Here is a 24,253-nt window from a genome sequence, read left to right on the forward strand (position 1 = left end):
TAAATAAGGTGCGGGCAGGTTGATCGCGTCAGCCGACTTTGGTGCTCTCGGCAAGAAATTGGCCCAGGGCGCGCGAGCTCCTAGCTGGCCTCTGTGCACCTCATCAGAATATCGTCGACAACGCGGTCGAGCGGTGCTGTGGCATCGATGGTCGCAGCATTCCTGGGAATGTCTTCCTTCGTTTCATGCAGTCGCATCACCAAGTCTCGTTCGGCCGGTTTTCCGCCGAATTCGTCTGCTGGCCTGCTGGCAAGCCGGGTATTTAATGTATGCAAATCAATCTCGAGAACGAAAACACCGTCAAACAGATCGATAAAGTGATGGAAGTTCCTTGAACCGCCGCAGAAGAAGGAGATCGGGTGGCTTTGATCGGCCAACAGGGATCTGACCTTGCCGAGATCCCAAATGTGATGCCTATGCGCGAAGGCCACATCCGGAACGCCTTGTTCAAGCGCTGACCCGTCCAAAGGTTCGCCTGTTTCGGGATCGCCCCGATAGGCCAATTCGCGGTCACCGTGGATCACATGGTAACCGCGCCGTTGCAGCTCGGTGGCGACCGAAGTCTTGCCCGATCCGGATATGCCTTCGACCAGATAGTTTCTGACGCCCATTTTGTCCTCGATGGATGAACAGCACTTTTCTTGGCGCGTATATATAAAGTGTGAATGACACGTGGAGTTCCGACGCTCCAGAACGACCGGTTTCTACTGTGCGGCGAGGGCGGTCGCGCTTGGTCTGTGGCTAGTCGCGCTTGGAAATAGAATGTACCGACACCAATCAGGAAGTCAGATAATCTATGTTATGGAACTAATCGCTGGCTCATTGGCGACCTCCAGAACGCATGCGCCAAATCGCATCAGCCTTCGTCAAACGGCTCTTCAGTCCTCCAATATCATCGGAAGGCGTTCGCGAAGCTCGTTCACCAGAACGCGTTCGTTCTCCGAATAGTCGACGGGAATATTCACCAGATGGACGCCTCCGTCCGAAAATGCCTTTTCGAGGGTCTGCTTGAATTGGCCGATATCATCGACCCTGGTGCCCCTGGCGCCGTATGATTCTGCATATTTTACAAAGTCGGGATTGCCGAACGTCATTCCGAAGTCCGGGAACTGTTCGATGGCCTGTTTCCAGCGGATCATTCCATAGGCGTTATCCTCGATGACGAGGACAACGAGGTTGAGTTTCAGCCGTACGGCGGTTTCCAGCTCTTGCGAGTTCATCATGAAGCCGCCATCGCCACAGATCGCCATAACGCGCCGTCCCGGATAAATCATCGATGCAACGAGCGCGGACGGCAGGCCCGCGCCCATGGTTGCAAGAGCATTGTCGAGCAGCAGAGTGTTCGCCATCTGCGTCCGATAGTTTCGTGCGAACCAGATCTTGTACATGCCATTGTCGAGCGCCAGGATGCCGTCATGCGGCATGACTTCCCTGATGTCGTGGACGATGCGCTGCGGTGTAAAGCGGTCTTCGGTTGCCCTTGCGCCAATGCGGTCGAGAATGCGCTGGCGCAGATGAACCAGAGCCTGGGCATTCGGCAACTTGCCTTCGAGCCGATCCGCCAATGCACTGAGCGATGGACCGATATCGCCGATTACCTCGAATTGCGGGAAGTAAACCTGCTCGACGGTCGCCGGCTGATAGCTGATGTGGACAACTTTCGGCCCACCCTTGCCCATGATGAATGGTGGCTTCTCGACGGTGTCATGGCCGATCGTGACGATAAGGTCCGCCTGCTCTATGGCCTCGTGGACATAGTCGCGCTCGGATAGAGCGGCGGTTCCCATGTAAAGTTCGGTCCCACCCGGGACCGTTCCCTTGCCCATCTGCGTAGTAAAGAACGGTATCCGCGTGCGGATCACGAACTGGCCGATATCGGACGTCGAACGCGGGCGCGAGGCGGCCGCGCCGAACATCAGCAGCGGTCGCTTGGCCGCGATGATAAGCTCCGCAGCACGGTCCAGCGCCGCGTCGCTTGCAGTTGGCAGTTCAAGCTGGTGCGGAGCGATAAGCGGCACTTCGCGGCATTCTTCCGCTGCGATATCTTCCGGCAGCTCGAGATGCACGGGTCCGGGCCGCTCCTCCATGGCGATGCGGAATGCCTCCCTGACCATGGTCGGGATCAATAGCGGCGACACGATCTGCCGGGATGACTTGGTAAGCGGCTTCATCGATGCCACGACGTCGACCACCTGAAAACGCGCCTGCTGGGAGGAAAGAATTCCCTTCTGGCCGGTGATCATCACCATAGGCATGGCGCCCAGCAGCGCATAGGCGGCACCCGTCGAGAGGTTCAGCGCACCCGGCCCGAGCGTCGCCAGGCAAACGCCGGGCTTTCCTGTCAGCCGGCCATAGGCCGCCGCCATGAAAGCTGCTGCCTGTTCGTGCCGCGTGAGGACCAGTTCGATCGACGACTTGCGGATCGATTCAACCACATCAAGGTTTTCCTCACCGGGAATGCCGAAAATGCGGTCGACACCTTCGTTCTCCAGCGCCGCAACTAAAAGATCGGAGCCTTTGGTCATGGATATTGTCCTGCTGTTGCCTGAATGAAGTCTACGAGAGAGGCGAAGGGGACGCTAGAGGCTGGCTTCTTCGAGCGTCCAACACGCTGTCGGGTTGAGCACCATTCCCAGCCGCCCCTCAGCATTCTCCTCTGCGGATGCAGCCGAGACGGTCAGGTCTCACCTGCCCTATCAACAAGATGGGCACGCGACGGTGCGGCGTCAAAGCGATCAGCGAAATATTGTGTCTCGTTCACCACCAGTCCGTCGCTGAACTCCATGATGCTCACCGCATAGGATGGGATACCGTCATAGGAAAGCACGAATTCGGTGACCCAGAAATCGCCGCTGCCGATAATCCTCTGCACCGTGAAGCGCTTTTTATTGGGTTGGAGAAATCGGCTTTCCTGAATGTTGCGCCGGCCGCGAATCCGCTCGCCTGATTGCGGATAGTGGAGCACGGCATCCTCGCGGTAGATGTCATGCTCGATTTCGAAATCGCTCGCATCGGAAGCATCCCAATGGCGTTCCAACGCCACGCGTAAGGTTCGATCGTCCATATTGGCCTCCCATTGACGATTTCGGCAATCCAAACTCACTCTGGAATACGGCGATGTCTTGCTGTCTGTGGCTCAGAGCCTGCGGAACTCTGCTGATGATTTGCTCATCATGGGCTGCATAATTTTCGCGCAACTGGATCTATCCTCGCTTTCAGCAGGCCGAAGATCAATAGGCAATCAAATAAAATCAATGTGTTACAATCTGGCATGCCGTTTGCTTCTCCTCTGCCGAGTTGGTGGCTAGGGTTCCGGCGCTTCCGTAGGGAGCGTGACTGGTCCGAGAGCTGCCACCGGTTGGGGGAGAAATCCCACCGGGTGCACGGCGGGATAAAAGCCCGGGAGACCTCGTAAGCCAAGGGATTGGCGGCGCGATGGTCTTTGCCGATCCCTTTTGATGAAAAAAGCAAAAGGGGAATTTCTATGCAGACTTTTTCGAAGATCCTTTCCGTAACCGCTCTTTCGATGTCGCTGGCTCTCGGCCTTGGTTCCGCCGCCAGTGCCGCACCCAAGACCAGCTTCAAGGTGGCCTGGTCGATCTATGTCGGCTGGATGCCCTGGGGCTACGCCGCCGACCACGGCATCGTCAAGAAATGGGCCGACAAATACGGCATCAACATCGAGGTCACCCAGTTCAACGACTATGTCGAGTCGATGAACCAGTACACGGCAGGCGCCTTCGATGCCGTGACGCTCACCAATATGGACGGACTTTCGATCCCGGCAGCGGGCGGCGTCGACACGACCGCCGTCATCGTTGGCGACTTCTCTAACGGCAATGACGCGGTCATCCTCAAGGACAAGACCAGCCTTGCTGACATCAAGGGCCAGAACGTCAATCTTGTACAATATTCCGTCTCCCATTACCTGCTCGCCCGCGCGCTCGACAGCATCAAGCTGACCGAACGCGACGTGAAGGTGGCCAACACCTCGGACGCCGACATGGTCGCAGCCTACAAGACACCGGATGTCTCCGCCGTCGTCACCTGGAACCCGCTGGTCTCGACCATCCTGGAAGATCCCACCGCCAAGAAGGTGTTCGACAGTTCACAGGTGCCGGGCGAGATCATCGATCTGATGGTCGCTAACAGCAATGTGCTCAAGGACAATCCGAACTTCGGCAAGGCTCTCGCCGGCATCTGGTACGAAACGGCAGCGCTGATGAAGGCCGACACGCCGGAAGGCAAGGCCGCCCGCGAGGCGATGGGCGCGGCTTCAGGTACCGATCTCAAGGGCTTTGAGGCGCAGCTGGCTGCCACCAAGCTCTTCGACAAGCCGGCTGACGCCGTTGCCTTCACCGCATCGCCGAGCCTGCCCAAGACGATGGATCTCGTTCGCAACTTCCTGTTCCAGAAGGGCCTGCTCGGCAGTGGCGCTGCCTCCGCCGATGTCATCGGCATCGAAATGCCGGACGACAAGGTTCTCGGTGATGGCAACAACATCAAGCTGCGCTTCACCGAGACCTACATGAAGGCCGCCGCCGACGGTTCGCTCTGAGCAAAAGGCCCACCGGCGGCGCGATGGCGCCGCCCCGTTCCTTCATCTTCGGAGCACTCCCATGCGTTGGATCAACACCAGGCCGAGCCCGGGCGCGCAGCTTGCCTTGACGCTGCTGCCCTTCGCGCTGCTGATTATCGCCTACACCATCGGCTCGGCTGAACGACTTGCCGTAAATGCCAACGACAAGCTGCTACCCAGCCTCGCCGGCTTTGCCGACGCCATCAACCGCATGGCCTTCATCGCCGATCCGCGCACGGGAGACTATCTGCTGTGGTCAGACACGGGGGCAAGCTTGGTGCGGCTGCTATCCGGGCTCGGCATATCGACGGCGATCGCACTTTGCATCGGCATGCTCATCGGCATGCTGCCCTATCTCAGGGCCCTGCTCTCGCCTTTCGTCGCCGTCATCTCGATGGTGCCGCCGCTGGCGCTTCTGCCGATTCTCTTCATCGCCATGGGCCTCGGCGAGACGTCGAAGATCGCGCTGATCGTCATCGGCGTCACCCCGACGATGATACGCGATCTGGCCCTGAAGGCTCTGGAACTGCCGCGCGAGCAGATCGTCAAGGCCGAAACGCTCGGCGGCTCCTCCTGGCAGATCGCCCTTCGCGTCGTGCTGCCGCAGATCCTGCCACGGCTGATCACCTGCCTGAAACTGCAGCTCGGTCCGGCCTGGCTGTTCCTGATCGCCGCTGAGGCGATCTCCTCGGACGCCGGCCTCGGCTACCGCATCTTCCTCGTCCGCCGATACCTGTCGATGGACGTGATCTTTCCCTATGTCGTCTGGATCACGCTGCTCGCCGTGCTCATGAACTATCTGCTCGATCGCATTCGCATCGCCGTCTTCCCCTGGTCGGAACTGGAGAAGCAGGCATGAGCGAGCTCAGGATCGAAAAGGTCTGGAAGGAATATGGCGACCAGATCGTGCTCGAGGACGTGTCGCTGACCGTGGATTCCCGCGCCTTCGTGGCGCTGGTCGGCCCCTCCGGCTGCGGCAAGTCGACCTTCCTGCGCATGCTCTTGGGACAGGAACAACCGACCAGGGGCAACATCCTTCTCGACGGCGCCGCGCTGCCGTCAGAGCCCGGCGCCGATCGTGGTGTCGTCTTTCAACGCTACTCGGTTTTTCCGCATCTGACCGTGCTCGGCAATGTCCTGCTCGGCAAGGAGCTCACCGCTTCGCGCTACAAGGCGAGGCTCTTCGGTGCGGCGCGCCGGAGCGCCCTCGATGAAGCCCGTCAGCTGATCGCAGAAGTCGGCTTGGCCGGCGCGGAAAACAAGTACCCGGCCCAGCTTTCCGGCGGCATGCAACAGCGCCTCGCGCTTGCCCAGGCACTGATCATGCGGCCGAAGGTGCTGCTGCTCGACGAGCCCTTCGGTGCGCTCGATCCGGGCATCCGCGCCGAAATTCATACACTGATGAAGCGGCTATGGCACGAAACACAGATGACCGTCGTCATGGTCACCCATGACATGCGCGAGGCCTTCACGCTCGCCACCCGCGTCGTCGCCTTCGAGCGCCGCCGCGACCGGCCGGAAGAAAAGGAGCGCTACGGCGCGACCATCACCAAGGACATTTCCATCTGGCCGCCGCGCATTGCCGGCGCAGCCTCGATCTTCAGCCCCGACCGGGACGGCCCGGTCACTTCCCTGGGGCATAGCCGGGACGACCTGGCACCATTGGGAGACATTTAGTCATGCAACATATCAGACGTTCGCCGGAAGAAATCGCCGCCAATCGCGCGCGCTATCAGGAACACCAGAGGAAGGGCCTCGAATTCGCGCCGAAGGCACTGCCGGCTCCAAGCCCCCTTCCCGCCCCGCCGATCGACGCGGCGTTGATCGTTCACGAGGAGATCATTCCCGGCGGCTGGTATTGGTCGACGCGCATCAAGCACGGCGAGACATTGCGCATCGCCCTGCAGCAGGGTTTTTCGACCGTCTCGCTCGTCGCCTGGAATGCGGCAGATACCAGCGAGCGGCTGAACCTGCCCGATACGGTGAAGATGCAGTGGACCACCGCCCTGTCGAAAGGCCGGGTGATCTTCTCCGACATGGGCCGGGTGATGTTTTCCGTGACGGAAGATTCGTCCGGCGCCCATGATTGCCTGATGGGCGGCTCCACGGCCGCGTCCAATCTCGCGAAATATGGCGAGGGCACGCGCAACACCCGCGACAACCTCGTTCTGCTCACAACCAAGGCCGGGCTCGACAGGCGGGATATCCCGGCGGCGCTTTCGCTCTTTGCTCCGGTCCGCGTCGATCCGGCCGGCAAGTTCGTGTGGAAACCCGACCTGCTGCAAGATGGCGACTATATCGAGCTTCGCGCCGAGATGGACATGATCGTCGGCCTCTCCAATTGCCCGCATCCGCTCGACCCCAACCCTGCCTATCGGCCCAATCCGGTAACAGTCACCCGCATCGGCGCGCTCGAACCAAGCGCCGACGACCTTTGCCGGACGGCAACCGCCGAAGCCGTGCGCGGCTTTGAAAACAACGCGCTGGCGGCGATCTGAGCGAGGAGCGATATCATGACCACTTTCATCCAGACTGCATCCAGCCGCACCCTCGAGAACACAGTGCAGGATCACTCGATTGCTGCCGAAGCACCCTTCTCGACCATCATTCGCGAGGGCCAGACCCTGCGCATCGAGGATAGTTACGGCCAGCAGGCAATCGATACGCTGTTCTACAATGCTGAGGATCACTCCGAGCGCTATTCCAGCCAGGACACCATGCGCGAGCAGAGTGCAGCCTATATCACCACAGGGACTCGCATCGTCTCCAATGAAGGACGGGTGATGCTGACCATGAGCGCCGACAGTTGCGGGCGTCATGACACCTCGGCCGGCGCATGCTCCTGCGAGAGCAATACCGTGCGTTTCGGCCACGGCACGAAATATCTCCATGCCTGCCGCGACAATTTCGTTCTGGAGGTCTCCAGGCACGGCATGGGCAAGCGCGATGTCGTGCCCAACATCAATTTCTTCATGAACGTGCCGATCGAACCATCAGGCGAGATGACGATCGTCGACGGCATTTCAGCGCCGGGAGACTATGTCGAGCTGAAGGCGGAGATGGACGTGCTGCTCGTCATTTCCAACTGCCCGCAGATCAACAATCCCTGCAACGGCTTCGATCCGACGCCGATCCGGGTTCTCGTCTGGGATGGTGAGGCCTGAGATGTTCAAGAAGATATTGATCGCCAACCGAGGCGAGATCGCCGTCCGGATCATCCGGACATTGAAACGCATGGGTATCGCCTCCGTCGTCGTCTATTCGGACGCCGACCGCTTTTCCAAGGCATCGCTGATGGCCGATGAGGCCGTAAGACTAGGCCCCGCGCCGGCATCCGAGAGCTATCTCAACGTCGAGGCCGTCATCGCCGCCTGCAAGGCAACGGGCGCCGAAGCCGTGCACCCGGGTTATGGTTTCCTGTCGGAGAACATCGGCTTTGCCGAGCGGCTGGCCGCGGAAGGCATCGTCTTCATCGGCCCAACGCCGGAAAACATTGCTGCTTTCGGCCTGAAGCACACGGCGCGCGAGCTGGCGCGAGCGAGCGGCGTGCCGCTGCTGCCCGGCAGCGGTCTTGTGGAGACGAGCGCAGCCGCGCTCGCAGCCGCTATGGAGATCGATTACCCAGTCATGCTGAAATCGACAGCGGGCGGCGGCGGTATCGGCATGCAGCTTTGCGAAGATGCCGATAGTCTGAAGTCTGCCTTCGAAAGCGTGCAGCGCACCGCCAAGGCAAGCTTCGGCGACGCGCGCGTCTTTCTCGAGCGCTTCGTCTCCAAGGCCCGCCACGTCGAGGTGCAGATCTTCGGAGATGGCGAAGGACGGGTGATCGCGCTCGGCGAGCGTGACTGCTCGCTGCAGCGCCGGAACCAGAAGGTGATCGAGGAAACCCCCGCCCCCGGTCTTTCGCGGGCCGTACGAGAGCGCCTGCATGCCGCGGCCGTGGCACTCGGCACCTCCGCACGCTATCAATCCGCCGGGACGGTGGAATTCATCTACGATCCGCTGCGCGAGGAATTCTACTTTCTGGAGGTCAACACTCGCCTGCAGGTCGAACATCCGGTCACGGAGACCGTCTACGGTATCGACCTGGTAGAATGGATGATCCGCCAAGCGGCTGGCGAGGATGTGATATCGGGCAATGAGGATCTGAAGCCAAGCGGCGCTGCGATCGAAGCCCGCATCTATGCCGAGATGCCACATGCCGGCTTCCGGCCGAGCGCCGGCCTGTTGACCGAAGTTATCTTCCCGGCGAATGCGCGCGTGGACGGCTGGATCGAAACGGGCACGGAAGTCACGCCCTTCTATGATCCCATGCTTGCCAAGGTGATCGTCGCGGCCGAAGACCGGCCGGCCGCAATCGAGAAGCTGCAACATGCGCTTGCCGAGAGTTCAATCGCCGGCATCGAAACCAATCTCGAATACCTCAAGGCGATTGCAGGATCGGATCTGCTGTCGAGCGGCGATGTGGCGACGACCGCACTCAAGGATTTCGCCTTCGTGCCCGATATCATCGAAGTGGTGGCGCCGGGCGCGCAGTCGAGCATTCAGGAATTGCCCGGACGACTGGGCCTCTGGCATGTCGGTGTGCCGCCGAGCGGCCCCATGGACGAGCGCTCGTTCCGCCATGCCAACAGGCTCGTCGGCAACGCAGATGAGACGGCGGCCCTTGAACTCACCGTATCCGGACCGATACTCAGGATCTTCTCGGACATCACCGTTGCGCTCGCGGGCGCGCGCATGCCGATGAGCCTCGACGGCCTCCCTCTGCCGCATGACGAAGCCGTCACCATCAAGGCAGGTCAGACGCTTGCCATTGGCGCAATAGAGGGTGCGGGCCAGCGATCCTATCTTGCCGTTGCGGGCGGGTTTGCAGCCCCCGTCATGCTCGGCTCGAGAGCGACCTTCGGCCTCGGGAAATTTGGGGGCCACGCCACCGGCACGCTCCAGACCGGCCATGTGCTGCGACTGGCACGCGCTCCGCAACTGCGGGCCAAGGCGGCCGCTTCCCCAGCACCGCTGAGCCGAAGCTGGCAGGTCGGCGTTCTCTACGGTCCGCATGGCGCGCCTGATTTCTTTCTGGAAGATGATATCGAGGCGCTGTTCTCGACGGAATACGAGGTGCATTTCAACAGTGCCCGCACCGGCGTACGCCTGATCGGCCCCGCGCCCAAATGGGCGCGCAGCGATGGCGGCGAAGCCGGCCTTCATCCCTCCAATCTTCACGACAACGCCTATGCTGTGGGAGCCATCGACTTTACCGGCGACATGCCGATCATTCTTGGCCCGGATGGCCCAAGCCTTGGCGGCTTCGTCTGCCCTGCCGTCATTGCGCGCGACGAGCAATGGAAGATGGGGCAGTTCAAGCCCGGCGACAAAATCCGCTTTCATCCGGCCGCACGTGCGCAAGATCCCATTGCCGGTCCGGTGGTGCAGCGCATCGGCGATGAAGCGGGATCGGCAGTCATCGGCCAGAGCGAGAGCGGCCCGGTACCCGTCGTCTATCGACGCCAGGGCGATGACAATCTGCTGGTCGAATATGGCGTGATGACCCTCGATATTGCGCTGCGCCTGCGGGTGCACCTGCTGATGCAGGCGATCATCGAGGCCCGTTTACCCGGCATTATCGACCTGACACCCGGCATCCGATCGCTGCAGATCCATTATGACGGCACCGCGCTCACGCGAATGCGTCTGCTGGGTCTGCTGGCCGAGATCGAGGCAAGCCTGCCGGCCGCGCAGCAGGTCAAGGTCCCGAGCCGCATCGTTCATCTGCCGCTCTCCTGGAATGATCCGGACGCCGAGCTCGCAATGCGCAAATATCAGGAACTCGTGCGCCCGAACGCGCCCTGGTGCCCGTCCAATATCGAGTTCATTCGCCGCATCAACGGCTTGCCCGATGAGCAGGCCGTTCGCGACATCGTCTTCGATGCCAGCTATCTGGTGCTCGGCCTCGGGGATGTCTATCTCGGCGCGCCGGTCGCAACCCCGGTCGATCCGCGCCATCGACTGGTGACGACGAAGTACAATCCGGCCCGCACATGGACGCCGGAAAACGCCGTCGGCATCGGCGGCGCCTATATGTGCATCTATGGCATGGAGGGACCGGGCGGCTACCAGCTTTTCGGCCGCACCATCCAGGTCTGGAACAGCTGGCGGCAGACGCCGGTCTTTTCAGAGGGCAAACCGTGGCTGCTGAACTTCTTCGATCAGGTTCGTTTCTTTCCTGTCACTCATGAGGAGCTGACCGAGGCCCGTGCCGCCTTCCCGCATGGCGGCTATCCGGTTAAAATCGAGGAGACGGAATTTTCCTACGGTGCCTATGAAGCAGGGCTTGCCCGCGACGCGGCTACCATCGGCGCTTTCAAGTCCAGGCAGCAGGCGGCCTTCGAAGCGGAACGCCAGCGCTGGAAGGAACTCGGCCTCGACAGCTTCACCGTTGACGAAGGTGGCGGCCCCGGATTGGGCGGCGACATACCCGAAGGCTGCTTCGGTATCGAAAGTGCCGTGCCCGGCAATGTCTGGAAAATACTCGTCGAAGAGGGCCAGCCGGTTGCGGCCGGCGATACATTGGCCATCATCGAATCCATGAAAATGGAAATCAACGTCACAGCACACGCCGCCGGGCGCGTTCGCGATCTGCGCGCCGGCCCAGGACACAATATCAAAGCTGGCGATGTGCTCGTCATACTGGAGGAAATCTGATGCTTCCCACCATTCTCGACCTCGCTTCGCTGAAAGCTGCCTATGCGGCAGGTCTGTCGCCCCTCGACCTGGTGGAGGAGATCATCGCCAGGCGCAAGGCATCGGACGATCCGGCGATTTTCATCACCATGACACCGGACGGTGATCTGCGCGCGGCAGCCCGCGAGCTTTTGGCAAAAGCTCCGGTACCGAACAGCCTGCCGCTTTGGGGCGTTCCTTTCGCGGTGAAGGACAATATCGACGTCGCCGGACTGCCGACAACAGCCGGCTGCCCGGCCTTCGCCTACCATTCTGAAGAGGACGCAACGGTGGTCGCACGGCTGAAGGCGGCGGGTGCTGTCGTTATCGGCAAGACCAACCTCGATCAATTCGCAACCGGCCTCAACGGCACGCGCTCGCCGCATGGTGCACCGCGCTCGGTATTCGACCGCAACTATGTCTCCGGCGGCTCCAGCTCCGGTTCGGCCGTTGCCGTTGCGAGCGGATTGGCAAGCTTCTCCCTCGGCACCGACACGGCGGGCTCGGGCCGTGTGCCGGCGGCGTTCAACAATCTCGTCGGCATCAAGCCGACGCCGGGGCTGGTGCCGAACGTCGGCGTGGTGCCGGCCTGCCGCAGCGTCGATGTCGTCACCGTCTTTGCCGCGACTGTCGGGGACGGCATTGCCGTGCGTCGGATCATGGAAGGCTATGACGTCCGGGATCCATTCTCGCGGCAAGCCGTGCCGGCAAGCCTGCCATCGTCAGGCCCACGCATCGGCGTGCTCGTTGGCGCTGAACGGGAGTTCTACGGCAACAAGCAAGTCGAGGCTCTCTATGACGCCGGCATCGAGCGGGCGAAGTCGCTGGGTGCGGTTATCGTACCCTTCGACTATGCGCCTTTCAGGCAGGCGGCCGAATTGCTCTATAACGGCCCGTGGGTCGCCGAGCGGCTGGCGGCGGTGAAGGATTTTCTGGCGGCGAATGCCGGCGATTTCGACCCGACGGTGCGGACCATCATCGAAGGGGCAAAGGCCTATGACGCCGTCGCCGCCTTCGAGGGGCGCTACAGGCTTGAAGCCCTGCGGCAGAGGACGAAGGTGGAATGGGAGAAGGTGGACTTCCTGATGCTGCCGACCTCCCCCACTACCTACACCGTCGAGGAGATGCGAGCCGATCCGATCGTCAAGAATGGCCATTTCGGCCGCTATACCAATTTCGCCAATCTGCTCGACTGCGCGGCGATCGCCATACCCGCCGGCTTTGATGCCAACGGTCATCTGCCCGCCGGCGTGATGCTTGTCGGCCCCGCTTTCACCGATGAGGCATTGGCTCCCTTCGCCGACGCCATGCACCGCGCCTTGAATGCGGGCATGGGCAAGGACCGCACCGCCGCGCTGCCCGAGTCAAGCCGTGTAGCGCCGGCGGGTGACGACTTCGCGCCGATCGTTGTCGTCGGCGCGCATCTCACGGACATGCCGCTCAACCACCAACTGACCGGACCGGGCGGATATCGGGTGAAGACTTGCCGGACGGATGGTAGCTATCGTCTCTTCGCGCTTCCGGACACCACCCCACCCAAGCCGGGTCTGGTGCGTGATCCTGGTTTTGCGGGCAAGGGCGTGGAGGTCGAGGTCTGGGCCCTACCCCCTGCGGCATTCGCTCGTTTCGTCCAGAATATTCCGGCACCCCTCGGCGTGGGCAAAATCACGCTCGACGATGGAAGTAGCATTTCCGGCTTTCTCTGCGAGGTCCATGCCATCACCGGCGCGCGGGAGATTACCGAATTCGGCGGGTGGCGGAACTACGTTCACGCCGCCAATCCGACAGCCTGAGTTGAGGAGAGAGCGGCATGCGGAAATTGTTGACAAGGACGAAGCAGCTTATCTGCCAAGGGCTGATCGCCAGGACTTCCGCGATCGGCGCATGGCGATCCGCCGCGATCATCAAGCGCAAATGATGCGCGTAGCAGATCTTCGCTGATAGCCGCCTTTGGCTGACAATCGTGTTGAAGCTATTCGAGCCGGCGACACCCGTGTGTGGCCGGCTCTTGCTTTGCGACTGCTGTGTTTTATGAGCATGCACAGGAGTATTTCCGCAACCTTGAATTGTCTAGAATCGCGTTGACCTCAACCCAGCTCAACCGTGCGACAAGAAAATGTGGTAACAGTCGCGATGGTCCATATGCTGGCGCCGTTGGAACGAAACCTCTCGAAGAACATGTACAGAGCGAGCCAAGATTGAGGGCGCCTGCCCAGGCAAAATGTATATACAAAATGTCTTCTTCATTTATATAAAACGGGTTGTGAGTTTCGAATTCCCCCAGGAGGAGCGCATAATGAGTGGTGTCAAAACGAGCGATGGGCTCGCTGAACGCAGAACAATCGACAGAATACCGGAGGCCGAGCGGCATGGTTCTCCGCGGGACCAGTTTACGCTCTGGTTCGGAGCAAACCTGCAGATCACGGCGGTACTCGATGGCGCATTGGCTGTCGTCTTCGGAGCGGAGGCGATGACTGCAATCATCGGGCTGGCCATCGGCAATATCCTTGGCGGGATCGTGATGGCGCTTCACTCGGCGCAGGGTCCTCGTCTTGGGCTGCCTCAGATGATCAGCAGCCGAGCGCAGTTCGGCGTCAAAGGCGCGACCCTCCCCCTGCTTCTGGTCATCCTGATGTATCTGGGCTTTGCCGCAACGGGCACCGTCCTTGCTGGCCAAGCCCTGAATCTTCTGCTTGGCTCATCCAATCCGGCCGTCGGCATGATCGTCTTCGGGGTGCTCACCTGCGTGATCGCGCTCGTCGGCTACAAGGTCATCCATATAATGGGACGGATCGCCACGGTCATCAGCATCATCGGTTTTGCCTATCTGGCCTACCAGCTGTTTCATCAGTACGACATTCACTCGGCCTTCGGGCAAAAACCCGCAACGGTCGCGACCTTCCTGCTCGCCGTTTCGCTGTCTGCCGGATGGCAGCTTACCTATGCGCCCTATGTTGCCGATTACTCCCGCTATCTTCCGTCCTCAACGGCTGATGGCAAAGCGTTTTTCTATACGCTGTTCGGCTCGGCGCTCGCCTCGCAACTTGCCATGACGTTTGGCGTGCTTGTCGCTGCTCTCGGCGCGAAATTCCTGTCAAACCAGGTCGGTTTCCTTGGAACGCTGGCGGGCCAAGGCGCAATTCTCGTCTACCTCGTCATTGTCTGCGGAAAGCTCACGATCAATTGCCTGAACGCCTATGGCGGGTTCATGGCGATCCTCACGACCTTCACCTCGTTCAGCAATCAGACCCGTATCTCCAAGGGCGCCAGGGCGGCCTATATCATCGGTTTCGTTGTTTTGTCGGTGCTGATCGCGGTGCTGGCAAGCTCGGATTTTCTCTCGGCATTCAAGAACTTCGTCCTGATGCTGCTGGCGGTGTTCGTCCCGTGGAGCGCGATCAATCTCGTCGACTACTATCTCATCTCGAAGGAGAAGGTGGATATTCCCGCCCTCTACGATCCAAACGGCCGTTACGGTGCGTATAATTGGACTGCTCTGGGATGCTACATCCTGGGTGTGGTGGTTCAGATACCGCTTCTCAATCAGCCGCTCTATGAGGGGCCGATTGCAATCATGCTCAACGACGCCGACATTTCATGGGCCGTCGGCCTCCTCGTGACTGCGGTGGCTTATTACCTCCTGCAGCGCAACGCGAAAATCGCGCCGAGCGAAATGATCTTGGACGCTGCTGCTACAGCCCAGAAGTAATCCTCAAACGGTTGTGGCCGCCCGTCAAACATGGGCGGCCATCCTGGCCCGGAAAAACCGACTGCTACTAGCCTGTGAGACGACATGGCATGTATCCATCCGCGGTGCGTCGTTTACATCGCGGCCGCCATCACTTACGGGATGGCATAAGTCATGGGTTTAGGGTGAAGGATCATGTTGATCACGCAAAGCGACTACCATCGGATCTACCGGGTCATCAATAGCCTGCTGATCAACGAGAACGCCAATCCCGCCACGGCTTCGATGTATTTCAGCACCTTCGGCGCCTTCATTCTCGAACATCATTTCAAGGTCAAGGCAAAGCCGAAAGGCGGCCTTGCGGCCTATAATCTTGACGGAAAGCACATCCTTTTTGCGGACCAGCGCGAAGATGGCCATGTCTCCGGCGCTGGTGAAAATTTCCATTGCTGGATTGAAGCGGATGATTGGGCAATTGACTTCATGGCCCCGGCATTTTCGGAGAGTGCGCCGGGTTTGCTGATACCGTCTAAGATGTTTCAGCGTCCGCTCTCCGCAATGGCCGCGTCCATCAACGATCTCGCTCAGAGCGGCGATTTCTTCTATCATCCCGAGCCTGACGCGACGAGCCGGCGTTTCGCGGACTGGCGCAAGCATCCGATGATCGGAGATCTCGCGATTGTCGCAACGAACTGGTTTCGGAAGTCTCCGAAGAAAATACAGGCGTCGATCACCGTTCAAGATCGCGGCGGTAAAACCAACCTTGTGCCGCTCATCGGCAATTCCCTCGCTGGCGCGTGGTAGCAATAGAGCATTTTCGCTTTTCTTCGAATCTCGAAAAAGCTCTATCCTCTTGTTTTTACGCATTTCCGGACGGAAAACCGCTGTGCACTTTTCCTGGAAATGCTCTGGATCCCCAGGAACACGCCGCCTCCCCCCGGCCGATCACGTTTTCCGCGTTCGACTTTCGCGCAAGGGATCGTATGATCGGGCAAACCGCTGCTGAAAGAGAAATCTTCAATCAGTGGCGTCAGCGGGTCACGGGATGGAGGGATGGATCTTGATAGCCAGGGCGATAGTCGCGATTGCATTTCTCGCGATTTCAAGCACAGCAAATGCAGCGCAGGTTATCTGCTTCCTGGAAGTGGATGGCCAGATTTACCTTCAGGGCCGCTGTACCTACGTGCCAGACCCCAATGGCTCGTTTTCCATCGGGACCGATGACCCCGCCGGGAAGTATTTCGCCTATTTGGCGACCAGTGCTCCCAATGAGGCGACCGGTTTTTGGAATGGGACCGCGGGCGGGACGCATGCACACGAAGATCTGGGCAAGCTTCATAGAAATGGCGGATGCTGGGTCAACGACACGGCAAAGATCTGCGCCTGGCGTTGAACGGTGAAACGCACGGCTTCGCCAGACGCGCGCTCGCTCAGACCTGACAGCCCCTCAGGAAGATATCGGCGCAAATCCGGGCACGCTGGGTGATCTCCTCGATGCCCGGTGGCTTCTCCTGCCGCAGGATGGCGGCGCGCTGAGGCTCCATGATCATCATGCCGCGCAGCATGCCGGAGGCTAAATGCGGGTCCTCAAGCCTGATCAGCCCGCGCTCGACCTGCCTTGTCAGCCATTTCTCCATGACGGCATTGGAGCCGATGATAGCGGTCTGGTAAAAGTCCTTGGCGATCTCGGGAAAACGGTCTGATTCTGCAATGATGAGACGCATCATGTCGATCGTGTCCGGCGACATCGTCAGCATGCCGTAGGCCGTCAGCAACCGCTCCAGCCCTTCCCGCAGCTCCATTGTAGCGAGCGTAGATTGGTCGAGAGCCAGAAAAAACCGATTGATTCGATCGGAGATGATGCTCGAAAGCAGATCCTCCTTGGCGGGGAACAGCCGGTAAAGCGTCTTCGTCGACACCCCGGCCGCCTGTGCGATCACGTTGATGCTCGTGGCCGCATAGCCATTTTCCCGGAACTGCACATCCGCAGCCTCGATGATCAGGCCTTTCGTATCGTCGTCGCAACGGATTTGGGGGCGGCCCCTCGACCTCTTCTCAATTAATTGAATTTCGACCATTTCAATTTTCCAAATTTTTGTTGACTTCCATTTTATAGTGCATATTTTGGAAAATATCAAGTTTCCTAAATAGCAGGCCGAATTTTTTCGCATCCCAAAGCGATCGGCTCATCAGGAGAAGCAACAGTGGAAAACAAGGTTCATGTATTGAACGCCAACAAGCAGGCGCCATCAGCTGAAGCGCCGGCCCCGACCATGGATGCCGGCAAGCCGGGCATAGCGGTGGAACCGGCAGCCGTTGCGGCCGAGGAAAAGCCTGCACCGAAGCGCGGCAAGTCGTTCCTGCTCGGAGCCACCGCGCTCGTGGTCATTGCTGCCGCCGCCTATTACGGCCATAACTACTGGACGGTCGGCCGCTTTCAGGTCTCCACGGATGATGCCTATGTGCAAGCCGACAACAGCGCCATCGCGCCGAAGATTTCCGGCTACATCACCAATGTCCTCGTCAACGACAACCAGACGGTCAAGGCTGGCCAGGTGCTCGCCCGCATCGATGATCGCGATTTCAAGACGGCGCTGGACCAGGCCAAGGCCGATGTTGCTGCCGCGCAGGCCGACGTCGAAGCCAAGCAGGCCTCTCTTGAGATGCAGCAATCGCTGATCCTGGCTGCCCAGGCGACCGTCGATGTCGACAAGGCCAACGAGACTTTTGCCGAGCAGAACGACAAGCGTTATGCCAGCCTTTCGGTCAACGGCTATGCCGCCGTGCAAACGGCACAGCAGGCCGCCTCGCAGATCGCTGCCGCCCGCGCCGCAATCGACCGCGATACGGCATCGCTCGCCGCCACCACCAAGCAGGTTGACCTGCTGAAGGCGCAACTGGCGCAGGCCAGGGCAACGCTTGCCCATGACCAGGCCGTCCAGAGCCAGGCGGAACTCAACCTCTCCTACACGGCGATCGTAGCGCCACTCGACGGCGTCGTCGGCAACCGCACGCTGCGCGTCGGCCAGTATGTGCAGGCGGGCACGCAGCTGATGTCTGTCGTGCCGACATCGGCTGCCTATATCATCGCCAATTACAAGGAGACCCAGTTGACCGACGTGCATGCCGGTCAGCCTGTCGACATCGAGGTCGACATGTTCCCCGGTCGGGTCTATCACGGCCATGTCGATAGTCTCGCGCCCGCCAGCGGTCAGGAATTCGCTCTGCTGCCGCCGGATAACGCCACGGGCAATTTCACCAAGGTCGTGCAGCGCATCCCCGTGAAGATCGTTCTCGATGGCGATAGCGCCACATCAGGCGACCTGCGCCCGGGCATGTCGGTACAGCCGAGCATCGACATCAAGACGGCCGATCAGGGCCCTGGGGCCTGACCGGTGGGGGATGAGGAGTATTGAGCCATGTCCACCATCGCAGCCACCGCCGTGCCGCAGTCGAGCGCCAAGGCCAGCACCAGAGAATGGATCGCCGTACTCGCCGGCATGATCGGCGCCTTCATGGCGATCCTCAACATTCAGATCACCAATGCCTCGCTTCTCGATATTGAAGGCGGCATCGGCACGGGCGTCGACAACGGCGCCTGGATTTCGACCTCCTATCTGATCGGCGAGATCGTCGTCATTCCACTGACGGCTTTCTTCAGCAACGTCTTCTCGTTTCGTCGCTATATCCTCGTGAATTCGATCCTGTTTCCACTCTTTTCGATCGCCTGCGCCTTCGCGCATGATCTCGGAACGATGATCGTACTGCGCGGATTACAGGGCTTTGCCGGCGGCGTGCTGATCCCGATGGCTTTCACCATGATCCTTACCAAGCTGCCGAAGTCGCAGCAGCCGACCGGGCTGGCGCTCTTCGCGCTTTCGGTCACGGTCGCTCCGGCGATCGGCCCGACTATCGGTGGCTATCTTACGGAAAACTACGGCTGGCAGACGATCTTCTTCATCAACGCATTGCCGAGCGCCATCATGGCGATCGCCCTTGCGCTGACGCTCGAAAAAGGCCCGATGCGGCTTGGTCTTCTCAAGGAAGGTGACTGGGCGGGGATTGCGACGATGGCGATCGGACTTTCGGCGCTGCAGACCGTGCTTGAGGAAGGCAACAAGGACGACTGGTTCTCGTCGCCCTTCATCCTGAAGCTCAGTGCCATTGCCGTCATCTCGCTCAGCGCCTTCATCTGGATAGAGCTGACGGTCAAGAACCCGCTGGTGAAGCTGCGGCTGCTGACGCAGCGCAATTTCGGCATCGGTGTTCTCGTCAACGTCCTGGTCGGCTTCGCCCTGTTCGGCTCGGTCTATATCTTGCCGCAATATCTCGGTCAGGTGCAGCGCTACAATGCCGAGCAGATCGGCAACGTGCTTGCGTGGACAGGTCTGCCGCAGCTCATCCTCATCCCGCTGGTGCCGATGATGATGAAGCGCTTCGACGTCCGCTATATCGGGTTTCTCGGTATCGCCATCTTCGCGATCAGCTGCTTCATGAACGTGACGCTTTCAGCCGATACCGCCGGCGACCAGTTCTGGATCCCGAATATCGTGCGCGCCATTGGCCAGGCCATGGTCATCACGCCGATCACTGCCATCACGACAGCGGGCATCGCTGCCGCCGATGCCGCCGCCGCGTCGGGTCTCACCAACATGCTGCGAAATCTCGGAGGCGCTGTCGGGACTGCAACGCTCGGCACGGTGCTCACCAAACGCGAGCAGTTCCATTCCAATATCATTGGACAGTCGGTGACCCTATCCCGTGACGAGGTGCGCGAGCGGTTGACGCAGGTGACAAATTACTTCGTGTCGCATGGCGTCTCGGATCACGCCCTTGCCACCCAGAAAGCAACGGTTGCTCTCGGCAACATCATCAAGCGGCAGGCGCTGATCATGGGCTTTAGCGATACCTTTGCCGTGATCGGCATTCTGCTGGCAACAGCGGCGGTCGCCGTCCTCTTCGCGCGCAAGCCCGCACCTGGTGGCGGAGCCGGCGCTCACTAGGCCGACTTGGCCAAGTTAACCGGGTTGAAGGGCGCAGATGGTGAAAACTCGGGGCAAGACCAGAGGTCTTGCCCCATTTATCAGTCCGGATTCCGTGCGCGAACGCTGCTTGCTTCATCCGCTGTCACCAGCAGCTTGTCGATCCTGCGCCCGTCGAGGTCGACGACCTCGAACTGCCAGCCGTTTTTGGAAAAGCATTCCCCCACTTCCGGAAGGTGACGCAATTCCTGGAGGACGAAGCCTGCGACGGTCTGATAGTCGCGATCGTCCTCGACAGGGAAGCTCATGAAATCAGAGAATTCGTCGATGGGCATCCAGCCGGAGACGAGATAGCTGCCATCGTGTCGCCGAACGATCGCCTGTTCGCCAGCGGAATCGGGTTCGTCCTGAACGGCTCCCAGGATCGCATCCAGAATATCGCCTGATGTTATGACGCCTTCGAAGTGGCCATATTCATCATAGACGAGAACCATGTGCGACAGAGATTTGCGCAATGCCTTGACGACATCCAGCGCGCTCGACAGATCGGAAACGATCGGCACCTGTTTCGCCAGCGCCAGAATATCGACTTCGCGGCCCGACGCTACTGCATCGAAGAAATCCCTCGTCACCAGCACGCCGACAATCTCGTCAGAACTGTCCTTGCGCAGCGGTAAACGTGCTTTTTCACTGCGGCGTAGCTGGTCGCGGACTTCTTCGAAGCTGTCTTCTATATCGATGACTTCCACATCGCGGCGCGGGGTCATCAGCGCCCTGGCATTTCGATCGGCCAGACGCATGACGCCTGAAATCATGGCGGACTCTTCGTTTGCAATAACGCCCGCACTCTGGGCCTCCGCCAGGATCGTCTTGATCTCCTCGTCGCTGACGCCATCGGCCGTTTTCCCGGATTGGCCTAGCGCACGAAGCACAAATCGTCCCGAGAAATCCAGAAGCCAGACCAGCGGCGCCGCCACGCGGGAGAGAAACACCATGGCGGGAGCAACCTTGCTCGCCACGGCTTCCGGCGCGCGCAGAGCGACCTGCTTCGGTACCAGCTCGCCGATGATCAACGAGAGATAGGTGATGGCGACGACGACCGAGCCGACGCCGATGGCGTCAGCGGCTGCAATGGACAAGCCCTTGGTGGCGAGCCAGCCCGATAATCTTGCGCCAAGCGTTGCTCCGGAAAAGGCGCCCGAGAGAACGCCGACGAGCGTGATGCCGATCTGCACTGTCGAGAGGAAGCGGCCCGGTTCTTCGGCGAGCCGGATTGCCATTGCGGCCCCTCGGCTTCCCTGATCGGAGAGAACCTTCAGGCGCGCGGGTCGTGACGACACGATCGCCAGTTCCGACATGGCAAGAACGCCGTTGAGAATGGTGAGAACGATGACGATTGAAATTTCGAGAAGCAAAGCCGGCCCTTTTTGTGTTGAGCACAAAGATAGGTTGCAAGAACAGTAAAAGCCAGCTTCTCCCCGTGATTTCCGCCGATGTCTCCTCAGGTCCCGCCTTATTCGACCGCCGGTATTACGTCGTGAGCAATCTCCTCCATCACGTCGCGGGTTGGCCTGCCCGCCGACATAAGGTTGAAGGCGACGTGATGGATGCCAGCTTCGCGCATTGCCGATAGCGCACCGATCAGGCCTCGCCTGCCCGTCCTTCCGCCGAGATTTATTTCTTCATACGGCGCGTCTGGATTGTCGAGCAAATCCAAAACCATGGATTGGCCGAAGCCCCGGAACTCCGTGGTCACTTTCGTTTGCGCATTGTGCCAAAGCGCCAGACGGTCCTTTTGAACGGAGAGTGGGCGGTAATAGGTCATCCAGGCCGACGCATGTCGGGCGATCCACTCGAGCGATTGCGATGAAGAGCCGACAGCTATCATCGGAATGCTGGGCTGTCGCAGTGCCGGCCTTATGGCGAACTCGGTTCGCGCATCACCGCTGTCGTCGATGATCTTCTGATCCGGGGCAAGTGCGGCGGCAAGACGTTCCCACTCCGCCTGAAAGAGCGCCTTCCGGTTCTCGACATCTCGTCCGAAGACCTCATATTCCGTCGGCCTGTCGCCGGAACCCAGACCCAGCACGAACCGCCCTTTCGACAGCGCCGTTACCGAAAGCGCCGCCTTGGCTATATGGAGAGGATGCCTCAGGGGAAGAACGATCGCGCCTGTCGCCAGGGCGATATTGGACGTGGATGCGGCCAGCGCCCCGAGGAAAACCCACGGATCGGCATGGCCGATCGGGTCGGGATAGCTCTCGCTGTTTAGGGGAACGTCCCTCACCCACAACGCATCGAAACCCAGCTCGTCGGCATGTCTGGTGATGCTCAACTGAGCATCAAAATCCACGTCGGCATGGGTTCTTGTTTGCGCCGGCAGGACTATGCCGAATGAAAGTCGATCTGGATGGAAAAACACGTCGCGTCCCGGAACATATTGCCTTGGCAAGGAGATAAGGACGATTGCGCCCGGGAAAAAGGGCTGGTCTGCGGCTTGTGGGTGGTCATGCCATTCACACCGAGTGAGCATAGCCCGCGCTCAATGGAGGCGGGCTATATTGCCTGAAGGATGATAACCCCTTCAGGCCGCTTGTTTCACCGGGTCAACCCGCCGCGATGCACTGTTTGACGAAGGCATGAAGCGCCTTCTTCTCCAGGCCCTTGGCTGTTCCCTGATCATGGCAGGTCTGCCGTTTTGCGAGGACGGGATATTTCTGCTGCAGGCAGGTTTTGACAGAGTCTTTGCGTGCCTGGCCTTTCAGTCCCTGCCCGGTCGCGTCCTGCTGGCAGGCTTGCCGCGCAGTCTTGATGTCGGCTTTCGATGGCATTGCCGCAGATGGCGCGGAGGCTGAAGGAGTGGTGGCAGCGGCCGGTGTCGTCGTCGAAGGTGCTGCCGCTTGCGCGAAGACAGCGGTGGTCGAACACAGGGTCAATAGGGCGGCTGCAGCCACACTCAGAAGCTTACTGGTCATTGGCATATCCTCTTGCCTGAAAGGCTCTTCATGTTCGTGCCATCGGGCGTTTTCGATGCTCGACGGTCTACTTGAACGGTCGGCTTGAGCTTATCCGTCGTTTGGGAGGCCAATAAATTTTGTAGGGTCACCCATCGCCTGGGGTCGCTGGATTGTCAGCCTGCGGCTCTGTCCCAAAGATCACGTACTTCCTGCCGTAACAGCAGGGACTCTTCCCAGCGATCCGTGGAATCTTCGCCATCCCTCCCGGTGATCGCATAGGGCTTCGGCCCCAGCTCGCAAGTGAAAGCGAGAGTGGCATCTGCGCCGGCGCGCTTTCGCCAGCTCTTGAATCCATACTCCCACCACTCCAGAAAGAGATCGAGCCAGGGGCGATGATGCGGGAAGGAAATTTCGATCTGGACCTGCTCACGCGAGGCAACCCGGCCGTGGAAGGCCCATGAACTATCGAGTATCCGGTGCATGAGCGCATGATTTTCGTCGGATACCGGCCAGGCGAATTCACGCCCGACGAGAAAATGCGAGATGTCGCCGAGCAGCCTCAGATCCGGCAGGCGATCGAGCAGGTCGAGCGTGAAGAATAGATCGGTTGTCATGCGGTCCCGATGCGTCTCGATCAACACATCGATGCCTGCCTCCTCCGCCAGGGCTTGCCAGCCTTCTAGCAAGGGAATGCAGTCCTCCAGGCGGCGCGGCCTCACATCAGGCTGAAGGCAGATGTGGTGGACATTGTATTCAGCGGCGATTTCCAGCACGGGCTTAAGATCGTCGACGGTCTTGGGAAAACACTGCCCTTCCGCCTTTAGACCATGATGCTTGAGCAAGACTGCGACCCGTCGAACAGCGTCGCGATCATGCCAATGCGTGCTGACGCCATCGAAGCCGGCCGCTGCGATTTTTTTGACATTCTCCTCGAGCGTGAGCTCCGGATATCTCGCGCTGCGCCGCTCCATGGCCCAGAGCGATTGAAAGATGAGCATATTTTGCATAGTGCCTCCCGTACCGCTGCGAAGGTCTCACCATGAATTCCGTGCTATTGCCAGCGGATATGCCGACGACTTGTGTGCACCGGGCTATTTCATTGCAAGGCGGATGTATTCATGCAGGCTGCGCCGCAGATGTGAGGGTTTTTCATCAAAATCACCCCACAGGCAATGCTCTGAGCCGTCTCTTGTCAAAGGCGTATCGCGCTCCATATGCCTTATTTGGTTCTCCCCCCGCCGCCGGCCTTAACTGGTTGTTGATGGCGGGAAATGCCGGAGCCTGCGGGCCCTCCTTCCGCAGGCTCCGGCGTTACCATTTCCAAAGC

At 60.0% G+C, this 24,253-nt stretch carries 20 protein-coding genes and 1 riboswitch; of the genes, 12 read left to right on the forward strand and 8 right to left on the reverse strand.

From position 1 onward, the window contains the following. Positions 1-80: 80 nt before the first annotated feature. The 3 genes from A6U86_RS14725 to A6U86_RS14735 form a co-directional block, all read right to left on the reverse strand. Positions 81-611, reverse strand: a complete 531-nt coding sequence (locus A6U86_RS14725; protein WP_068392382.1) for a nucleoside kinase — start codon at positions 609-611, stop codon at positions 81-83. A gap of 267 nt (positions 612-878) precedes the next feature. Beyond that, positions 879-2,525 carry an acetolactate synthase large subunit gene (locus A6U86_RS14730; protein ID WP_068392385.1) on the reverse strand — a complete coding sequence of 549 codons (1,647 nt, stop codon included), beginning with the start codon at positions 2,523-2,525 and terminating at the stop codon, positions 879-881. Between the two features lie 152 nt (positions 2,526-2,677). Continuing rightward, a complete protein-coding gene (locus tag A6U86_RS14735; RefSeq protein WP_068392387.1) occupies positions 2,678-3,064 on the reverse strand; it encodes a nuclear transport factor 2 family protein in 387 nt (128 codons plus the stop codon). A gap of 229 nt (positions 3,065-3,293) precedes the next feature. Continuing rightward, a riboswitch (guanidine-I (ykkC/yxkD leader) is annotated at positions 3,294-3,408 on the forward strand. Between the two features lie 76 nt (positions 3,409-3,484). On the opposite strand from A6U86_RS14735, the gene A6U86_RS14740 reads away from it, so the two are divergent. The 10 genes from A6U86_RS14740 (at position 3,485) to A6U86_RS14785 (ending at position 16,380) form a co-directional block, all read left to right on the forward strand. Continuing rightward, positions 3,485-4,558 carry a putative urea ABC transporter substrate-binding protein gene (locus tag A6U86_RS14740; protein ID WP_068392390.1) on the forward strand — a complete coding sequence of 358 codons (1,074 nt, stop codon included), beginning with the start codon at positions 3,485-3,487 and terminating at the stop codon, positions 4,556-4,558. Positions 4,559-4,619: 61 nt separating this feature from the next. After that, positions 4,620-5,438, forward strand: coding sequence for an ABC transporter permease (locus A6U86_RS14745; protein WP_068392392.1), 819 nt, complete (start codon positions 4,620-4,622; stop codon positions 5,436-5,438). After that, positions 5,435-6,256, forward strand: a complete 822-nt coding sequence (locus A6U86_RS14750; protein WP_068392394.1) for an ABC transporter ATP-binding protein — start codon at positions 5,435-5,437, stop codon at positions 6,254-6,256. Before A6U86_RS14745 ends, A6U86_RS14750 begins: the two co-directional genes overlap by 4 nt. Positions 6,257-6,258: 2 nt before the next feature. Further along, on the forward strand, positions 6,259-7,077 hold the full coding sequence (locus A6U86_RS14755) for an urea amidolyase associated protein UAAP1 (protein ID WP_068392396.1): 819 nt from the start codon (positions 6,259-6,261) through the stop codon (positions 7,075-7,077). Between the two features lie 15 nt (positions 7,078-7,092). Continuing rightward, positions 7,093-7,743, forward strand: coding sequence for an urea amidolyase associated protein UAAP2 (locus A6U86_RS14760; protein ID WP_068392398.1), 651 nt, complete (start codon positions 7,093-7,095; stop codon positions 7,741-7,743). Between the two features lies 1 nt (position 7,744). Next, positions 7,745-11,281, forward strand: coding sequence for an urea carboxylase (gene uca, locus A6U86_RS14765; RefSeq protein ID WP_068392401.1), 3,537 nt, complete (start codon positions 7,745-7,747; stop codon positions 11,279-11,281). Continuing rightward, entirely contained in the window at positions 11,281-13,092 is a 1,812-nt protein-coding gene (gene atzF, locus A6U86_RS14770; RefSeq protein ID WP_068392402.1) for an allophanate hydrolase, read from the forward strand. The genes uca and atzF overlap by 1 nt, the downstream gene beginning before the upstream one ends. Before the next feature lie 503 nt (positions 13,093-13,595). Continuing rightward, complete coding sequence (locus tag A6U86_RS14775; protein WP_068393948.1) at positions 13,596-15,008, forward strand: cytosine permease; 1,413 nt, start codon at positions 13,596-13,598, stop codon at positions 15,006-15,008. Between the two features lie 174 nt (positions 15,009-15,182). Beyond that, a complete protein-coding gene (locus tag A6U86_RS14780; protein WP_068392403.1) occupies positions 15,183-15,791 on the forward strand; it encodes a DUF2026 family protein in 609 nt (202 codons plus the stop codon). A 256-nt stretch (positions 15,792-16,047) separates the two neighbouring features. Continuing rightward, positions 16,048-16,380 (forward strand): hypothetical protein, encoded by a 333-nt coding sequence (locus tag A6U86_RS14785; RefSeq protein WP_141683709.1) that lies wholly within the window; start codon positions 16,048-16,050, stop codon positions 16,378-16,380. A gap of 37 nt (positions 16,381-16,417) precedes the next feature. On the opposite strand, the gene A6U86_RS14790 is transcribed toward A6U86_RS14785, so the two are convergent. Beyond that, positions 16,418-17,065, reverse strand: coding sequence for a TetR/AcrR family transcriptional regulator (locus tag A6U86_RS14790; RefSeq protein ID WP_068392406.1), 648 nt, complete (start codon positions 17,063-17,065; stop codon positions 16,418-16,420). A gap of 126 nt (positions 17,066-17,191) precedes the next feature. Between A6U86_RS14790 and A6U86_RS14795 the strand changes: the two genes are divergently transcribed. Together A6U86_RS14795 and A6U86_RS14800 are read left to right on the forward strand one after the other, a co-directional pair. Continuing rightward, a complete protein-coding gene (locus A6U86_RS14795; protein WP_068392408.1) occupies positions 17,192-18,379 on the forward strand; it encodes an HlyD family secretion protein in 1,188 nt (395 codons plus the stop codon). 27 nt (positions 18,380-18,406) lie between these two features. Continuing rightward, complete coding sequence (locus A6U86_RS14800) at positions 18,407-19,990, forward strand: DHA2 family efflux MFS transporter permease subunit (RefSeq protein WP_068392409.1); 1,584 nt, start codon at positions 18,407-18,409, stop codon at positions 19,988-19,990. A gap of 80 nt (positions 19,991-20,070) precedes the next feature. On the opposite strand, the gene A6U86_RS14805 is transcribed toward A6U86_RS14800, so the two are convergent. The 4 genes from A6U86_RS14805 to A6U86_RS14820 form a co-directional block, all read right to left on the reverse strand. Next, entirely contained in the window at positions 20,071-21,384 is a 1,314-nt protein-coding gene (locus A6U86_RS14805) for a hemolysin family protein (RefSeq protein WP_068392410.1), read from the reverse strand. A 98-nt stretch (positions 21,385-21,482) separates the two neighbouring features. Next, a complete protein-coding gene (locus A6U86_RS14810) occupies positions 21,483-22,391 on the reverse strand; it encodes a TIGR03571 family LLM class oxidoreductase (protein ID WP_244509940.1) in 909 nt (302 codons plus the stop codon). Between the two features lie 184 nt (positions 22,392-22,575). Continuing rightward, positions 22,576-22,944 carry a PsiF family protein gene (locus A6U86_RS14815; protein ID WP_068392416.1) on the reverse strand — a complete coding sequence of 123 codons (369 nt, stop codon included), beginning with the start codon at positions 22,942-22,944 and terminating at the stop codon, positions 22,576-22,578. Positions 22,945-23,099: 155 nt separating this feature from the next. Next, positions 23,100-23,933 carry a sugar phosphate isomerase/epimerase gene (locus tag A6U86_RS14820; RefSeq protein WP_068392417.1) on the reverse strand — a complete coding sequence of 278 codons (834 nt, stop codon included), beginning with the start codon at positions 23,931-23,933 and terminating at the stop codon, positions 23,100-23,102. Positions 23,934-24,253 lie beyond the last annotated feature (320 nt).

Origin of the sequence: Rhizobium sp. AC27/96, assembly GCF_001692325.1 — a bacterium.
In the GTDB taxonomy this organism is placed as follows: domain Bacteria; phylum Pseudomonadota; class Alphaproteobacteria; order Rhizobiales; family Rhizobiaceae; genus Rhizobium.

Excerpts from the sequence above, each read along its gene's own strand:
- A6U86_RS14730 (WP_068392385.1), bottom strand. The coding sequence starts at position 2,525 with ATGACCAAAGGCTCCGATCTTTTAGTTGCGGCGCTGGAGAACGAAGGT.
- A6U86_RS14775 (WP_068393948.1), top strand. The coding sequence starts at position 13,596 with ATGAGTGGTGTCAAAACGAGCGATGGGCTCGCTGAACGCAGAACAATC.
- A6U86_RS14745 (WP_068392392.1), top strand. The coding sequence starts at position 4,620 with ATGCGTTGGATCAACACCAGGCCGAGCCCGGGCGCGCAGCTTGCCTTG.
- A6U86_RS14740 (WP_068392390.1), top strand. The coding sequence starts at position 3,485 with ATGCAGACTTTTTCGAAGATCCTTTCCGTAACCGCTCTTTCGATGTCG.
- A6U86_RS14800 (WP_068392409.1), top strand. The coding sequence starts at position 18,407 with ATGTCCACCATCGCAGCCACCGCCGTGCCGCAGTCGAGCGCCAAGGCC.
- A6U86_RS14760 (WP_068392398.1), top strand. The coding sequence starts at position 7,093 with ATGACCACTTTCATCCAGACTGCATCCAGCCGCACCCTCGAGAACACA.
- A6U86_RS14755 (WP_068392396.1), top strand. The coding sequence starts at position 6,259 with ATGCAACATATCAGACGTTCGCCGGAAGAAATCGCCGCCAATCGCGCG.
- A6U86_RS14790 (WP_068392406.1), bottom strand. The coding sequence starts at position 17,065 with ATGGTCGAAATTCAATTAATTGAGAAGAGGTCGAGGGGCCGCCCCCAA.
- A6U86_RS14750 (WP_068392394.1), top strand. The coding sequence starts at position 5,435 with ATGAGCGAGCTCAGGATCGAAAAGGTCTGGAAGGAATATGGCGACCAG.
- A6U86_RS14815 (WP_068392416.1), bottom strand. The coding sequence starts at position 22,944 with ATGACCAGTAAGCTTCTGAGTGTGGCTGCAGCCGCCCTATTGACCCTG.
- uca (WP_068392401.1), top strand. The coding sequence starts at position 7,745 with ATGTTCAAGAAGATATTGATCGCCAACCGAGGCGAGATCGCCGTCCGG.
- atzF (WP_068392402.1), top strand. The coding sequence starts at position 11,281 with ATGCTTCCCACCATTCTCGACCTCGCTTCGCTGAAAGCTGCCTATGCG.
- A6U86_RS14735 (WP_068392387.1), bottom strand. The coding sequence starts at position 3,064 with ATGGACGATCGAACCTTACGCGTGGCGTTGGAACGCCATTGGGATGCT.
- A6U86_RS14820 (WP_068392417.1), bottom strand. The coding sequence starts at position 23,933 with ATGCAAAATATGCTCATCTTTCAATCGCTCTGGGCCATGGAGCGGCGC.
- A6U86_RS14780 (WP_068392403.1), top strand. The coding sequence starts at position 15,183 with ATGTTGATCACGCAAAGCGACTACCATCGGATCTACCGGGTCATCAAT.
- A6U86_RS14725 (WP_068392382.1), bottom strand. The coding sequence starts at position 611 with ATGGGCGTCAGAAACTATCTGGTCGAAGGCATATCCGGATCGGGCAAG.